This is a genomic window from Bifidobacterium miconisargentati, from assembly GCF_019331675.1.
Taxonomy (GTDB): Bacteria; Actinomycetota; Actinomycetes; order Actinomycetales; family Bifidobacteriaceae; genus Bifidobacterium; species Bifidobacterium miconisargentati.
Map to the genome: position 1 here is coordinate 77144 of NZ_JAHBBJ010000005.1, position 16049 is coordinate 93192.

The 16049-nt window shown below is 65.3% G+C and carries 13 protein-coding genes; 10 read left to right on the top strand and 3 right to left on the bottom strand.

All coding sequences use genetic code 11. The annotated features are described in order from the left end of the window. The first annotated feature begins 94 nt into the window (after positions 1–94). Entirely contained in the window at positions 95–1219 is a 1125-nt protein-coding gene (locus tag KIH81_RS04390; RefSeq protein ID WP_214304248.1) for a diacylglycerol/lipid kinase family protein, read from the top strand. 23 nt (positions 1220–1242) lie between these two features. On the opposite strand, the gene KIH81_RS04395 is transcribed toward KIH81_RS04390, so the two are convergent. After that, positions 1243–1848, bottom strand: a complete 606-nt coding sequence (locus KIH81_RS04395) for a TetR/AcrR family transcriptional regulator (protein WP_214304249.1) — start codon at positions 1846–1848, stop codon at positions 1243–1245. A 159-nt stretch (positions 1849–2007) separates the two neighbouring features. Between KIH81_RS04395 and KIH81_RS04400 the strand changes: the two genes are divergently transcribed. Both KIH81_RS04400 and recR read left to right on the top strand, forming a co-directional pair. Beyond that, a complete protein-coding gene (locus tag KIH81_RS04400) occupies positions 2008–5109 on the top strand; it encodes a DNA polymerase III subunit gamma and tau (RefSeq protein WP_214304250.1) in 3102 nt (1033 codons plus the stop codon). Between the two features lie 112 nt (positions 5110–5221). Further along, entirely contained in the window at positions 5222–5824 is a 603-nt protein-coding gene (gene recR, locus KIH81_RS04405; protein ID WP_109056945.1) for a recombination mediator RecR, read from the top strand. Positions 5825–5852: 28 nt separating this feature from the next. On the opposite strand, the gene KIH81_RS04410 is transcribed toward recR, so the two are convergent. Further along, on the bottom strand, positions 5853–7040 hold the full coding sequence (locus tag KIH81_RS04410; protein WP_214304251.1) for a class C sortase: 1188 nt from the start codon (positions 7038–7040) through the stop codon (positions 5853–5855). Between the two features lie 529 nt (positions 7041–7569). Between KIH81_RS04410 and KIH81_RS04415 the strand changes: the two genes are divergently transcribed. Both KIH81_RS04415 and KIH81_RS04420 read left to right on the top strand, forming a co-directional pair. Next, on the top strand, positions 7570–8334 hold the full coding sequence (locus tag KIH81_RS04415; protein ID WP_109056943.1) for an aspartate kinase: 765 nt from the start codon (positions 7570–7572) through the stop codon (positions 8332–8334). 84 nt (positions 8335–8418) lie between these two features. Next, entirely contained in the window at positions 8419–8985 is a 567-nt protein-coding gene (locus KIH81_RS04420) for an ACT domain-containing protein (protein WP_214304252.1), read from the top strand. A 243-nt stretch (positions 8986–9228) separates the two neighbouring features. Here KIH81_RS04420 and asd read toward each other — a convergent pair whose 3' ends face one another. After that, on the bottom strand, positions 9229–10323 hold the full coding sequence (gene asd / locus KIH81_RS04425) for an aspartate-semialdehyde dehydrogenase (protein WP_214304253.1): 1095 nt from the start codon (positions 10321–10323) through the stop codon (positions 9229–9231). Between the two features lie 140 nt (positions 10324–10463). Between asd and KIH81_RS04430 the strand changes: the two genes are divergently transcribed. The 5 genes from KIH81_RS04430 to KIH81_RS04450 all read left to right on the top strand — a co-directional run bounded on the left by KIH81_RS04430 (position 10464) and on the right by KIH81_RS04450 (position 15957). After that, positions 10464–11084 (top strand): DUF5701 family protein, encoded by a 621-nt coding sequence (locus KIH81_RS04430; RefSeq protein ID WP_214304254.1) that lies wholly within the window; start codon positions 10464–10466, stop codon positions 11082–11084. Positions 11085–11271: 187 nt separating this feature from the next. Continuing rightward, positions 11272–12180: a DUF4862 family protein gene (locus KIH81_RS04435; protein ID WP_214304255.1), complete on the top strand. Its 909-nt coding sequence runs from the start codon at positions 11272–11274 to the stop codon at positions 12178–12180. Continuing rightward, the gene (locus KIH81_RS04440; protein WP_214304256.1) at positions 12177–13196 is read left to right on the top strand and encodes an ROK family protein; all 1020 of its coding nucleotides are present in this window, start codon (positions 12177–12179) and stop codon (positions 13194–13196) included. Before KIH81_RS04435 ends, KIH81_RS04440 begins: the two co-directional genes overlap by 4 nt. Positions 13197–13298: 102 nt before the next feature. Then, the gene (locus KIH81_RS04445) at positions 13299–13967 is read left to right on the top strand and encodes an N-acetylmannosamine-6-phosphate 2-epimerase (protein ID WP_214304313.1); all 669 of its coding nucleotides are present in this window, start codon (positions 13299–13301) and stop codon (positions 13965–13967) included. A 421-nt stretch (positions 13968–14388) separates the two neighbouring features. Continuing rightward, positions 14389–15957, top strand: coding sequence for an ABC transporter substrate-binding protein (locus tag KIH81_RS04450; RefSeq protein ID WP_214304257.1), 1569 nt, complete (start codon positions 14389–14391; stop codon positions 15955–15957). The last annotated feature ends 92 nt before the right edge of the window (positions 15958–16049 follow it).

Here is a 16049-nt window from a genome sequence, read left to right on the forward strand (position 1 = left end):
ACGCGATATATCGGAGGAGGATGTCGGATAAGCCACATGCGCGAGGGGAGCGTCGCTCTGGCGGGCCATGGCCATCATTGGTTAAGGTGAAGGCATGAGTGAACGCAACGAACGCTGCCGGGTTGTGGCCATGGTGGGCAACCCCACTTCGGACAAGGGCCGTGGCGCCAAGGTGGACGCACAGGTGCTGTCCCTGCTTCAGGCCGCCGGCCGGGTGCATGATTTCACGGTGATGGACATCACCGGCACCAGTTTCGACGATTCGCTGAACCAGGCCCGTGAGCGGGCGCATGAATACGACTATCTGGTGGTGGTCGGCGGCGACGGCATGATCGCGCTCGGCGCCAATGCCGTGGGATGCAGCGGCAAGCCGCTGGGCGTGGTGGCCATGGGCTCGGGCAATGATTTCGCGCGCGGACTCAAGCTTCCGGTCAACCGCATCGAGACCGCCGTGGAGGGCATCGTCGGCGCGATCGTGTGCGGTTCGACCATCGATGTGGACATGGGGCGGGTGACCTCGCTGGAAGGCGGGCATGCGGTCGATCCGACCACCGGAGCCGAATACGAGTCGGCTGATGGGCAGGTCGAAACCCGTCCGATCGACCGGTACTATGCGGGCATGCTGTCCTGCGGCATCGATGCGAGCATCAACGACCGGGCGAACCATTCGCGCCTGCCGAACGGTTCCGTGCGTTACTTCGCCGCGGTGCTAGTGGAGCTGACGCGCATGAAGCGGTACGGCTACCACGTCAAAGCCACCTTGGCCGACGGTTCGACGGATGAGCGGGACATCGTCTCGCCGTTGCTGACCGTGGCGAACTCGCGCCACATCGGCGGCGGCATCGAAGTCTCGCCGTACTCATGCTTCTCCGACGGGCTGCTGGATCTGGTGTGGATGGATCATGTGCCCAATTTCGGCGAATGCGCGGTGGCCGTCTCGAACGCCTATAACGGCAGGCTGCTCGCCTCGCGGGTGTTCGGATGGGAGCGCGTGCGGGAGATCGAGATCACCAGGGCGGACGAAGGCGACGAGCCCCCGCTGCTCATGGCGGACGGCGAGTACATCGGCCGGTTGCCGGTCCGTGTGGTGGCCGAGGACTGCGCATTGCGCGTGCTGGTGCCTCCGGCCGTGGCCGCGCAGGGCGTGGACGACCGGCAACGGGTGATGGACGCCATCGCCAGGGATGGGCGTGATCCGCTGACCGGACGGTTCGAATAATCGTCGAACTTTGGCCCCTGAGTTCAGTCTTGGGTGACGTATCCCTCGATGTGCAGCGTCTGGGCCATGACCTCCTTGATGGTCTGGTCGCTGACGTTCGGATGGGAGCGGATCAGTGAGATGAGACCCACGATCAGCGTGAAGAACGTCTCATGAACGTTGGTGATCGGTAGTCCGTGCAGTTGCTCGAAATCACGCACGGTGGTCTGGGCAATGTAGTCCGCGATGCGATCGGCGGCCCGGTCGATGAACTTGATGTACAGTTCGGCGTTGCCGTCCTGGATCATGCGGTTCGAGAATGGGCTTTCGTCGGCGATGAGCGCGCGCAGCAGCCGGACGATGTCGTTGATGGCCTTGCTCACGTTGCCGGTCTCGCGGGACTGGTTCCAGCGTTCCAGTTTGGAGAGGATCTCGTCGATGACGTCGTCCAGTACGGCGTCTGCCACGGCGTCCTTGTCCTTGAAGTAGTGGTAGAACAACGAGCGCGTCATGCCGACCTCGCCCGCGATGTCGGACACGGTGATGCGCGAGAAGCCCTTTTCCAGGCAAATGGTGCGGGCGGCCTGCACGATGGCCTCGCGGCGTGCGTCACCACGGGCGGACTGCTTCTCTTCGGGAGCGCTGGTCATGATCCCTCCTGCCTGACAAGGTTATTGACACTATGTTAATACCTGTCTGGGCGGCGATCGTCCGGCGGTTCCGGCAGTTGAGTGGGGTCGAGGGGTGATGGATGGCGGCCGGACGCGGTCGTATCGGAATGTAGGTGAGGGCAAGGTAGGTTAGTAGCTATGGCACTTGCACTGTATCGTCGCTATCGTCCGGACACCTTCGCGGGTGTGATCGGCCAGGACCAGGTCACGGTCCCGCTGATGCGCGCCCTTGACGAGGGCAAGCTCACGCATGCCTATCTGTTCTCCGGGCCGCGCGGCTGCGGCAAGACCAGTTCGGCGCGCATCCTGGCGCGATGCGTGAACTGCGCCAAGGGCCCCACTTCGCGTCCCTGCGGCGAATGCGAGAGCTGCAAGGACCTGGCCACCGGAGGCCCAGGTTCCATCGACGTGGTGGAGATCGACGCCGCCTCGCACAACGGCGTGGACGACGCCCGCGAACTGCGCGAACGCGCCGGATTCGCCCCCGCCCGCGACCGCTACAAGATCTTCATCCTCGACGAGGCCCATATGGTCACGCAGCAGGGCTTCAACGCGCTGCTCAAGATCGTCGAGGAGCCGCCCGAGCATGTGATGTTCATCTTCGCCACCACCGAACCGGACAAGGTGATCGGCACCATCCGCTCGCGCACCCATCATTATCCGTTCCGTCTGGTGCCGCAGGAGGTCATGGGCCCGTATCTGGAGACGATTTGCGAGAAGGAGCATATCAAGGCCGAGCCCGGCGTGCTCAAGCTCGCGATGCGCGCCGGCGGTGGTTCGGTGCGAGACACCCTGTCCGTGCTCGACCAGTTGATGGTCGGCTCGGTGGAGGGCGTCATCACCCATGATGCGGCCGTGGCGCTGCTGGGCTTCACCCCGGAGGCACTGATCGGCGAGGCCGTGGACGCGGTCATCGACCACAACGGCGAGGCCCTGTATGGCGTGATCCAGAAGGTCGTGGTCGGAGGGTTCGACCCGCGCCGCTTCGTGGAGGATCTGCTGGCCCGCGTGCGCGACCTGCTGGTGCTCACCTTGGCCGGCGACCGTGCGGAATCCGTGCTTTCGGATACCGCCGAGGCCGAGGACATGGACGATTTGCACCGTCAGGCCAAGGCGCTGGGACTTGGCGCGTTGACCGCCATGGCGGAGATCATCAATACCACGCTGGGTGCCATGACCGGCGCGATTTCCCCGCGTATGCGGTTGGAGCTGCTGGCCGCGCGACTGTTGGCGGGCAGCGAGACGGGCTTCGCCGTTGCCGTGCCGGGCATGGCTGGGGCGGGCACTGGTGCTCCGGGCGCAGCGCAGGGCGGTGTTGCCGGAGGTGCCCATGGTGCGGCGGCTGGGACTGCCGAAGGCGCGGCTTCCGGCGGGTTTGCCGGAGCGTCGCGCGGTGGTTTCGTCGGTGCCTCCCATGGCGGGTTCTCCGGTGCCGAACGCAACCAGCGGCAAGCGGCTGGGGGTAATGCTTCCGTGTCGCAGCGCAACGCGGGCGGTGTTGCAGGCGGTGTACAGGCCGGCGGTTGGCCGACCGACGGATTCACCGGGCTCCAGGCTGGCGGGAACACCGTATCCACAGTTACAGGCGGTGCGCAACAGGGCGCGGCGAACGCCCAGGGCGGGACGAACGATGGCTGGGGCGCCCCTGCCGGCAACGCCGGTGCGGCCAGGCCCGCGGCGGCGGATAACCGTTCGACGGATGAGAAGTGGGATGCGGCCGTGGCGGGTCTGCCCGAGGCCGTCCGTGAATATGTGACGCGCGGCAAGGTGCCGACCGTCAGGTTCGGCACCAATCGCAAGGGACTGCCGTGCCTGTCCATGACCTTCGACAAGCCGTTAAGCCAGCACGCTTTCGCACTCGCCGTGGACACCGACAGCGGCAAGAAGGCCTCGGCTGTGGTGATGGATGCCGTACGCAAGGAATTCGGTCCTACGGCGGTCATCGCCCCCACCGCGGTGACGGCCAGCGGCGAACGGGCCGAATCCATCAAGCACATGAGCCCCGAACAGCTCGCCAAGGTCAAGCAGCAGATCGCGCTGGCCAAGGCAGGATTGGCCGCATCCAGTCTCGGGGCCGGATTGGGTATGCGTGCCGGCAGCGAGCCGAAGACCCCGAAGCCGGAGTCGCAGCCGAAGGAATCCGACGATATCCACCGAGCCGGAACGGCCTCTGACGCTGCTGGCCAGCCCGGCGTGACCAGCAGATCTTCCACATCCAGTTGGGCTGAGGACGATCCGTGGGCCAAGCCGGTCGCCGACGCGGCCGATACCGCAAGCGGGACCGCGGTGCCGGATTCCGGCAGCCGATCCGGGATACAGTCGGACGCTTCCGCAACGCCGGCGACTGATGGCTTTGCTCCAGCCGAGGCATCTGTCGCGGCACCACAGCATGAGGAGCACCACAAGAAGCATGTGGCGGTTCCGGATGTCAGTGACGGCGTGGATCCGTGGGCCGTACCCGCACAGCCGACCACTCCGAAGACGGCCGCCCCGACAGTGGACGACCCATGGGCGGGCGGTGCAAGTTCCCGGAACGATGGCTCGTCTGCCTCGTCGGAGGATCCTTGGGCGGGGGCACAATCCGGCTCCGGCACTGGTGCGGTCACGGCTCCGCAACAGGTTCCTGCCGGGCAACCGGCTGGAGCCACACGACCCACCCAGTCCAGGGCCACCCCGGCCGCGGCTTCCGTGGGTGCAAAGCCCCGGAGCATCGCCAACGGCGAGGATCCGTGGGCGGGCGTGCCGCCGGCGGAGGAGCCGCCGATGGATGACGGTATGGGACCGGACCCGTGGAACCAGCCGCAAAGCAGTACGCCGGAAAACGACCCGTGGAACCAGCCGGTGGCATCGGCAGGTCGGTCTTCGTCACCTATGCTCTCGGAAGCGGATCCGTGGAACCAGCCGGCGGCGCCGAGCCCAGACCAGACCGGGCGGACGAGTGGTGCCGGACGCTGGGATCAGCAGCCGAACCAGACCATGCCGCCGGCGGGGCAACCGGCGGGACCGTCGGTCGATCCCTGGAACCAACAGGCTCCGTCACAAGCCGGTCCTCAGTCCGGACCGCAGGTGGCGGCCGAGGACGACGAATACTCGATGAACGACCAGTCGCTGGGCGAGGCCTCGGCCATGAGCCTGGACGACCTGAAGAAGATGTTCGAGGTCAAGAAGGTCGAGGAATACTCGGCCGATGACCCCAAGAACCCGAGGAACATGCAGGCCGCCAAGAAGCCCGAGGAGTGACGGTTCTCCGGGGAGGGAAACCAAGGAATAAGGCCCCATGACCATCGTGGTCTGACGGGCCCATCCATGATGACTGCGGCCGTGAGACCGCAACGGAAAGTGAGACATATCCATGGCATTGGCCTATGACGGTGCCGTACAGCGCCTGATCGACGCATTCGGACGACTGCCGGGCATCGGCCCCAAGGGCGCGCAACGCATCGCGTTCTACATCCTGTCCGCGCCGGAGGATGAGGCGCGCGACCTCGCCGAAGCCATCGAAGAGGTCAAGGAAAAAGTGCGGTTCTGCGACATCTGCGGCAACGTCTGCGAGTCCAGCCCATGCCCGGTGTGCGCCGATCCGCGCCGAGACCACACGGTGATCTGTGTGGTGGAGGAGCCCAAGGACGTGATGAGCATCGAACGCACCCGCGAATACCGCGGCCTGTACCACGTGCTCGGCGGCGCCATCAACCCCATGGCCAACGTGGGGCCCGCCGACCTGCGGATTCCGGGCCTCATCAAACGCTTGGAGAGCGGCGAGGTCACCGAGGTGATCATGGCGCTCGACCCGAACATCGAGGGCGAGGCCACCACCAGCTATCTGACCCAGTTGCTCAGGCCGGCCGGCGTCAAGGTCACCCGACTGGCGAGCGGCCTGCCGGTGGGCTCCGACCTGGAGTACGCCGACGAGATCACCCTCGGCCGTGCGCTCGCCGGTCGTCGCGAAGCCTGAGCCAAGGGCCGAGGTCTAGGCCGGGAACCTAGTCGGCGAGCGGGTCGTTCGGCTTGCTGCCGGGCAGACGATGCCACGGCCAGAACGCCGCATGCCGGATGATGCGGGCGGTCTCGTGGCGGCGGCGCAGCCAGACGACGAACAATCCGACCATCAGCACGCCGGCGGTCACGCCGATGGTGATGTTGCGGGCGTCGAGGATGTCGTTGGGCTCGGGGGCCGGCACCGGAATGGCCACGCGATGGCCGGAGATGAGCAGTCGGTGCGTGTTCACGCCGTACGGTGTGCAGGTCATCAGGGTCACACGGTCCTCGCCGGGCACGATGCGCAGCTTCGAGGTGTCGTCCGGCAGGATCACCGAGATACGGTCCACCTTGTAGCCCAGCGTCTTGCCCATGACCTCGATGTAGAAGAAGTCGCCTTTCTTCACCTCGTCGAGACGGGTGAACATCATCGCCTCCACCAGGCCGCGGTGGCCGGTGATGACCGAATGGGTGGATTTGCCGCCCACCGGCAGGCTCGTGCCGTAGAGGTGGCCGGCACCGGACGCCAGCGCCTCCTCGGACGTGCCGTGGTAGATCGGCAGGTCGATGGACTGCTTGGGCACCTTGATGGTGCCCATCACCTCGTTGCCGGCGTTGAGCAACGACTGGTATTCCGTGTCCTTCTTGGAGGCGGAGTCCTCGCCGCTGGCGCGCGAGCCGCCCTGCGACGTGGCGAACGGGTCCACGGCCTCGCCCAGGACCGGCTGGCCGGACGCGGCGAGTCGCTGGTTATAGGCGCGGGCGGCCTTGAGCGCGTCCTCGGCCTGCGGGTACGGCCAATTCGCCACGTCGCGTGCACTGGTGGCCGCGGTGGCCGCAAGCTCTCGGCCGGACTGGAACTGCAGGGCCAGCGGGAAGCAGGCCACGGCCGCGGCGGCGATCAGCAGCACCAGCGTGATGATGCGCATCACCCAGAGATTGCGTTGCAGGCGTCGGCGTTCGGCGAGCAGATCCGTGATGTCGACGGCCTCGTTGAACGACGCGAGTGGGGGAGTCGCGGATGATCGGCCGGCCTGGCCGGTTGCGATCGGTTGCGGTTCGAGGCCGTCCGGCCGTTTATCGCGTGATGGTTCGTGCGATTCGACTGCGGCGTCGGCATTTGACGAGACCGGCTTTTCGGAGCGTCGGGGAGCGGCGTGCTTGCTCGTATGCCGTCCGCTTACAGAAGCCATGGTCGATTCCTCCGTCTCCGATACGCCCCTATGCCGCTGTGCGACACGTTACCCGCGCCGGGAGTCCGGTGCAAATGGCCGGTTGGAGCGCAAAAGGAAAGGGCCCGGGTGATGAGTCCGGGCCCTGAGAGAGGAAGAAGAAGGAGAAGAAGAAAGGTTCAATTATGAGGATCTGCGGAAACCCCCTCCGGTTCGCTTTCGTTCGCCGGTAATTGATATATAACCGTACGAACTTGGGAGGAACGATGCGGGCGGCGCAAAGACCTCTGGCATCATCCTGAAAGTTCGCTGAATCCGGTTTGTCGGGTTCGGTGATTCGGCTGACGGGGCAGACGGCGGCGAATCGTCTGGCATCGATTGTGCGGTGGGGAAGTGCAGGTCACGGACGGCGTGACCCGTAAGCGTGGGCCGGACGGTACTGTCCACATGCCGGTGGCGGTCCGCGGGGCGAGGACGGCGGTCCTTATAATCGTTGCGTTTGCGTAGAATGTTCGGCAAACGTCCCCTAAGAGAAGAACAAAGGACAGCAGTGGCTCTCATCGTGCAGAAGTACGGCGGCTCCTCGGTCGCCGATACCGATTCGATCAAACGTGTGGCCAAGCGCGTTGTGGAAACGGAGAAGAAGGGCAACAAGGTGGCCGTGGTGGTCTCCGCCATGGGCGACACCACCGACGACCTCATCGACCAGGCGCTGAGCATCGACTCCAACCCGCCCGAGCGCGAGATGGACATGCTGATGACCGCCGGTGAGCGCATCTCCATGAGTCTGCTGGCCATGGCCATCCATGCGGAAGGCAGCCGCGCCCACTCCTTCACCGGGCAGCAGGCCGGCTTCTTCACCGACGCCCGGTACGGCGCGGCGCACATCAAGTCCGTCAAGCCGGATCGCGTGAAGAACGCGCTGGCCTTGGGGGACATCGCCATCGTGGCCGGCTTCCAGGGCATCAACGCCAAGGGTGACGCCACCACGCTCGGCCGTGGCGGCTCCGACACGTCCGCCGTGGCGCTCGCCGTGGCCCTCGGTGCCGACATCTGCGAGATCTACACCGATGTGGACGGCATCTTCACCGCCGACCCGCGCATCGTGCCGGCTGCCCGCCGCATCCCGGTCATCGACTACGACTCCATCCTGGAGATGGCCTCCTGCGGCTCCAAGGTGCTGGCCCTGCGCTGCGTGGAGTACGCCCAGCGGTTCAACATGCCGCTGCATGTGCGTTCGTCCTTCTCCCACCGTCCGGGCACGCTGGTGGTGCCGAACGGCGTGGACCCGCGCACGCTGCCGAACCTCGACTGACGGGATGGTCCGTCCGCCGGCGCGCGGGCGAATGGCGTCGGTCATCAGAAAAACGTAAGACAATCAAGCAAGACAAGGCAAGACATGACTGAAGAAGAAGCGAAATCCATGGGTGATCTGTTCCCCGACCTCGGCCCCGAGGCGCCGGTGATCTCCGGCATCGCCCACGACCGTTCCGAGGCGCTGGCCACCGTGCGCGGCGTGCCGAACGAGCCGGGCATGGCCGCCAAGGTGTTCACCGAGCTGGCTTCCGCCGGCGTGAACGTAGACATGATCGTGCAGGCCGGCGCGTCCGTGGGCACCGCGGACATCTCCTTCACCGTGCCGGAGGCCGCCGTCAAGCAGGTGCAGGACACGCTGCTCGACAAGCAGGAGGAGCTGGGTTACCACTCCTTCGACATCAACACCAATGTGGGCAAGGTGGCCGTGGTGGGCGTCGGCATGAAGACCCACTCCGGTCTGGCCGCCAAGTTCTTCCGCGCGCTGAGCGACAAGGGCATCAACGTGCTCATGATCTCGACCTCCGAGATCCGTATCGCCGCCCTGGTGCCGCTGGAGCAGCTCAATGAGGCCGTCAAGGCGCTGCACACCGTGTACGGCTTGGACGCCACGCAGATCGAGGCCGTGGTGTACGGCGGTACCGGTCGCTGAGTTTTTGCGGACATATGAATTTGGCTCCCCTCTCCGAGGGGAGCTGTCAGCGTAGCTGACTGAGGGGAGCCATGCGGGTCTGAACCGCGGCTCCCCTCAGTCGTCTTCGACGACAGCTCGTCCTGCAATTAAGGACGAACTTCGTTCGCAGTCCACTGGCTCGACTGTCGTCTCGCACATCGCCTACAAACAGCTCTGCTGTTTGCCTCACGGCGATGTCCTGACGAGGGGAGCCATGAAAGGCTACTTCTTGGTGATATAGCCGAGGGCCTTGAGCATTTCGGCGCATTCGAGCGCGCCGCCGGCGGCACCGCGCAGGGTGTTGTGGGCCAGACCCACGAACTTCCAATCGAAGATGGAATCCTCGCGCAGACGGCCGATGGAGACGCCCATGCCGCCCTCGTAATCCACATCCAGCTTGACCTGCGGACGATCGTCCTCCGTGAGGTACTGGATGAACTGCTTCGGCGCGTGCGGCAGGCCCAGCTTGGCGGCCTCGGAGGTGTAGTTCACCAGGCGGTCGATGAGCTCCTCCTTGGTGGCCTTCTTGCCGAGGTTCAGGAACACGGTGGCGGTGTGGCCATTGAGCACGGGCACGCGAATGCACTGGGACGTGATCTTCAGCGGGCCGTCGAACGGCACGATCTCGCCCTTGGCGGCGTCCACATGGCCGAACACCTTGAGCGGCTCCTTCTCGCTCTTGGCCTCTTCGCCGGAGATGAACGGGATGATGTTGCCCACCATCTCGGGCCAGTCCTTGAAGGTCTTGCCCGCGCCGGAAATCGCCTGGTAGGTGCTCACGACCACCTCGCGCGGCTCGAATTCCTTCCACGCGGCCAGGGCCGGGGTGTACGCCTGGATGGAGCAGTTGGGCTTGACGGCGATGAAGCCGCGCGTGGTGCCCAGACGCTTGCGCTGGTGCTCGATCACGGCGAAGTGCTCCGGGTTGATCTCCGGCACCACCATCGGCACGTCCGGGGTCCAGCGGTGGGCGCTGTTGTTGGAGACCACCGGGGTCTCGGTCTTGGCGTAACGCTCCTCGATGGCGCGGATCTGGTCCTTGGGCATGTTCACGGCGGAGAACATGAAGTCCACGTCCTTGGCCACGTTCTCCACGTCGTCGCCATCGAGCACCGTCATGTGCTTGACGAACTCGGGCATCGGCGTCTCCATCTTCCAACGGTCGCCGACGGCCTCCTCATACGTCTTGCCGGCGCTGTGCGCGGAAGCGGCGAGCGTGGTCAGCTCGAACCACGGATGATTCTCCAGCAGCGTGATGAAGCGCTGGCCGACCATGCCGGTGGCGCCCAGAATGCCGACCTTCAACTTTTCGGACATATCAACCCCTTGGGTCAGATGGATGGGTATACACACGTAAATCTCAATCTTACGGAATCGGCCGGGCCGCGGTGTGCGCTCTTCCGCATGATGGCTGGGCCGCGGGCCGCCCGACATGGCGACGCGCTACGCTGGTAGCCATGTCTATCGCATCAGTAGAGGCGCAGAAGCAGCTTGACCGTATCGTGGCCCTCGGATACCCGGATGTGGCGGATATGTCCGCCGCGGCCTTCCGGTCGCTGGCCCGGCCGCTCATCGAGGCTCTGGAAGGGGCCGATCTGGGGCCGAACATCCTGCTGGTGCCCACGCGCGAGCTGGTCTCGCCCGAATCGCTGATCGCGCGAACCTCCATCAACCGCATGGCCGGATTCACCACCATGCCCCCGCGCGATATCGCCAGTTTCCTGCCGCAGGACGGCTTCGAGCCGCCGGAGGGGCCGTTCTATCTGGTGGTCGAACCGCACACCGGCACCTGCTATATCAATCGCGAGCCGGACGTGGCCCGCAAGCTCATCGACTCGGACGAACGTCTGCCGCTCACCCTGGAGGAGGGACTGGCCATCGCCACCCAGCACCCGGAGTGGCTGCTGGAGAAGAACGGTTTCAACCTGCTCGGCTCGCGTTCGGCGGACGGGCGTGTGCCATCCATCTGGATGAGCCAGAACGCGCCGCGACTCGGTGCCGTCTGGCCCAACTCGCGTCATACCTGGCTGGGCAACGCCTACTGCATGGCGCGCCGCGGCATCAGCCTGTTTCTGTAAGACCGTCGACGATGTTGCATCGACGGTGACATCGGCTTTCGTGAGACTGTCCTCCGGTCCATTTCGCCGACAGTTCGTCCGATAGGGGAGCCAAGAAGGGGCGGACGCTCCAGAGATTAGACATCAGACGTCTGATGATAGTAGGATAGGGTTGTCTTGGCACCAGCTTTTCAAGGAGGAAACCAGCATGCCATCATTCGTCGTCGGCGCCTATGCGTCGCTGCCTCCAGGGCGCGAAGCCCAGGAGGACTACTACAACCTGTTGGGGAGGCAGCCCTGGGTGAGCGGCACCGAGCTGCCTTTCCCCGGCGACCTCGCGGAAACCGCCGGCCGCATCTGGCTTGCCGGCATCCTGCCCGTCCATTGGCACGGCAACACCATCACCGTTATTCCCGGAACCATGCAGCACGTATGGAAGGACGCGAACTTCGGCCTCGCCAGCCCGGACGAGGACGGGCGTTGGGCCGCGCTCGACTTCATGAAGCAGGTGCGCGATGCGCTCGCCGACTTCACGCAGTGGCGCGGCAGTCAGGACGTCCGGTTCGTCGAAGTGCATTCGGCTCCCACCGCCAAGGCCGACCGTAACGCCATGGCCGCCTCACTGGAGGAGCTTGCGCAGTGGGACTGGTCCGGGGCGAAGCTGGTGATCGAGCACTGCGACAAGTACATTGACGGGCAGAAACCGGAAAAGGGATTCCTGCCCATCGAGGACGAAATCGAATTGTGCGAACAGGCAGGCATCGGTCTGACCGTGAACTGGGGCAGATCCGTGGTGGAAGGCCGTGCCGCCTCCACCGCGGTCGAGCATGTAAGCGAGGCCGCGCGGGCCGGCGTGCTCAAGGGCCTCATGTTCTCCGGGGCCGGTCCTGAGGAAACCCAGTACGGATACGGCTGGATCGACGGCCATCTGCCCATGAGCCCGGACGAGCCGACCTCGCTCATGGACGCCGACGCGATTGCGGAGACCGTGCGGGCCACATACGTGCAGGGGACGCCGCTCGATTATCTGGGTGCTAAGGTGTGCGTGCCCAAGGATGCGACCATCGAAGAGCGGCTCGGCTATCTGGAGCGCATCTACCGGGCGGCCGTGTCATGAGCGGGGGAGCAAGGCCCACGTATCTGGCATTCGACATCGGCGGCACCAAAGTCGCCTCGGGATTCGTGACGCTGCCGGCCTCGGCCGGCGAAACTCCCGTGGTGACGGGCCGCTGCGCGATACCGACCGAAGCCGCGCGTGGCGGCGACGACCTTAAGGGTCGCATCGTGGCGCTCGCCGTACGTCAATTGGAATCGGCCGCGGCCGAAGGCATGACGATCGCGGGCATCGGCATCGCGGCGGCTGGCGTGCCGGACAGTGAGACCGGCGTGATCGTCTCCGCCACCGACATCCTGCCTGGCTGGAAGGGCCAGCGTATCTACGACGCCTTCGCCGAAGTGACCGATCTGCCGGTGCGCATGATCGGCGACGTGGGCGCGCATGGGCTTGGCGAAGCCAGCTACGGAGCCGGCCGCGGCAAGGGCGTGGTGCTTTCGATCGGCGTGGGCACCGGCATCGGCGGCGCCATCGTGGTGGACGGCGAGCTGTTCGCCGGCGCACACGGCGTGGCGGGCCATGCCGGGCACGTACCGAGCGCGCTGGGCCGGGGATTCCTCTGCTCGTGCGGTACTTACGAAGGGCATATCGAACCGGTGGCGTCTGGCACGGGTCTGAAGGACCTGTACAACCGGCGCCGCGAGGAGATGTGTACGGGGAGTGCGGCTGCCGCGGCCGAAATCGATGGCGATGTTCCCGAGCTGGTGCAGAGCGGCGCGGATATGGCCTCGCGGGCCGCAGCGGGCGAACCGCTGGCGTGCGCCGTGCTGGCCGACAGCGCCCGGGCGCTCGGCGAATGCATCGGCGGTATGGGCAACCTCGTCGACCCGGACGTGATCGTGGTGTCCGGATCGGTGGTCAAGGCCGGGCCGATCTGGTGGGATGCCCTGCGCGCCGGATTCGAGGAATCGGCGCTCGCGCTGGTCAAGCCCACGCCGCTGGTCGAGGGCGAACTCGGCGGTGACGCGCCGCTCATCGGTGCGGCCGCGGCCGTGGATCGGTATGTGCAGTCTCGATAACGATTGCGCTGAATTCATGTTGATTTCGAGGTACTACCCCTCAGTCGGCTTCGCCGACAGCTCCCCTGACAAGGGGAGCCGAGGGAGCGGGGAGCAATGACTATGCATCAGACGATTGAACGAATCAAGGGCGGGCTCGTGGTGAGCTGCCAGGCGTATCCGGGCGAGCCGCTGCGCCACCCGGAGACGATGGCGCAGATGGCCATGGCGGCCGTCGAAGGCGGTGCCGTGGGCATCCGGTGCCAGGGCCTCGCGGACATCGCGGCCATCAAAGGCCAGGTGAGCGTGCCGGTGATCGGCATCTGGAAGGACGGCGAGGAGGGTGTGTACATCACGCCGACCCTGCGTCACGCGCGCTGCTGCGCGGCGGCCGGCGCGGATATCGTCGCCATCGACGCGACCGGACGCCCGCGACCGGACGGCCTGACCTACGCGGACACCGTGCACGCCCTGCACGACGAAGGCGTGCTTGTGATGGCCGACTGCGGCAGCTTCGCCGACGCCGAGCGCGCCGTCGATGCCGGCACCGACATCATCTCCACCACACTGTCCGGCTATACGGGCGACCGGCCGAAAACCGACGGGCCGGACTTCGAACTGCTCGGCCAGATGATCGAGGCGTTCCCCGACGTGCCGGTGCTGTGTGAGGGGCGCATCCACACGCCGGCCCAGCTGCATCAGGTGATGGCCGCCGGCGCGTGGGCCGCCGTGGTGGGCACGGCGATCACGCATCCGACGAGCATCACGCGCTGGTTCGTGGCGCAGCTGTGATCAAGATGCGGCTCGAATCGACTACCCCTCAGTCGGATTCGCCGCCAGCTCCCCTGACAAGGGGAGCCGAGGTGAGACTGGTTCTCGTGGCGCAGCTGTGATTTGAAAAACCGAAGGGCGGCGGTTCGCAATGGCTGATTCCGGCTGAATTCCAGTCGTTTCGGCCATTGCAGCCGCCGCCTCTGCGTTCCAGCAAAGCCACAACACTCCCGACTTGAAATCAGACATCAGACGTCTTATCATTAAATCAGTTCGACGACGACGTTAAGGGTTCACACTGGACCTCCAACCGAGAGATCGGCATGGCAAGAACCCATCACCAATTACCAATCATCAAGAATCATCACCCATCTCACTTCAAGAAAGGCACCGTCTCGCTTCGAACGATGGTCCTACATTCACTCAACGACGAGGAGAACCAATGATCAGGAAGAATGGAAAGTTCAAGGCTGCCGTGGCGGCGACCGTCGCGGGCCTCATGCTGCTCGCCGGATGCGGCGGCGGTGGCAACACCCAGAGCACGGCGAAGGGCGGCACGGCGGTGGCCGACACCATCACCGCACAGGTCGCGTACGCAACCCGCGACTTCTCGCCGTCCACCACGTCCAGCGCCCTCGCCATGGCCGGCAACTGGCATGTGACCGAGCCGCTGTACGCGCTCAACTACACGGACTACTCCGTGTTCAACGCCCTCGCCGCCGGTGAGCCGGAGCAGGTCTCCGACACCGAGTACGTCGTCACCCTGCGCGACGGAGCCAAGTTCTCCGACGGCAAGGCGGTCACCGCCGACGACGTGGTCTCCTCCTACAAGCGCACCACCGCCGAAGGCAGCCTGTACATCTCCATGCTCGACTTCATCGACTCCGTCGAGGCCAAGTCCGACACCGAAGTGACCTTCAAGCTCACCCGCGCGTTCCCGATGTTCAAGCAGCGCCTCGCCCTCATCCAGATCGTCCCCTCCTCGATGAGCGACGAGGACCTCAAGGCCCAGCCGATCGGCTCCGGTCCGTGGAAGTACACGGAGATCACCGACCAGCAGGTCAAGTTCGACAAGAACGACCAGTACAACGGCGACTACCCCGCCCAGGCCGCGCACATGGTGTGGAACGTGTCCGTGGACGACACCGCCCGCGTCACCGCCATGCAGGCCGGCAAGGTGGACGTGATGGAGATGGTCCCCGCCAACGCCTTCAAGACCCTTGAATCCTCCGGCTCCGAACTGGAGACCGTGCAGGGCTTCAACCTGCCGTTCCTGATGTTCAACACCAAGAAGGCCCCGTTCGACAAGAAGGAAGTCCGCCAGGCCGTCTTCTACGCGATCGACACCCAGAAGCTCATCGACAACCAGATGTCCGGCCAGGCCACCGCGGCCACCAGCTTCCTGCCCGAGAACTTCTCGAACTACCACAAGGCCAGCAACGTCTACACCAAGAACGTGGAGAAGGCCAAGGAACTGCTCAAGGAGGCCGGCGTCACCGGTGACCTCAAGTTCACCCTCTACACCACCGACCACTCCTGGATCACCCAGCTGGCCCCGCAGATCAAGAACGATCTGGCCGAGATCGGCATGACCGTGGACATCCAGTCGATGGCGTCCTCCGCCCTCTACCCGAACATCACCGACAAGGAAGACGCCGACTTCTCCATGGTGCTCGCCCCCGGCGACCCGTCCGTGTTCGGTAACGACCCCGACCTGCTGATGAACTGGTGGTACGGCGACAACGCCTGGACCAAGACCCGTACCTTCTGGAACGGCTCCGAGGGCTACACCGAGCTCCACGAGCTGATGGACAAGGCCCTGGACGCCTCCAGCGACGACGAGCGCCAGGACTACTGGAACCAGTGCTTCGACCTGCTCAGCGAGGAGGTCCCGCTCTACCCGCTGTTCCACCGCCAGACGACCACCGCCTTCAAGAAGGGCGTGTTCAAGAGCGTCGACGCGATCGGTTCGACCGGCATCAACCTCGTGAACGCCGAGCTGAACAAGTAACGTCCCGCCGGTAGCGAAAACCCACCATCATCGAACGGCCCTCCCGTCCCGCGGGCCACTGAACGTCCGCGAGGCGGGAGGGCCATGCCGTT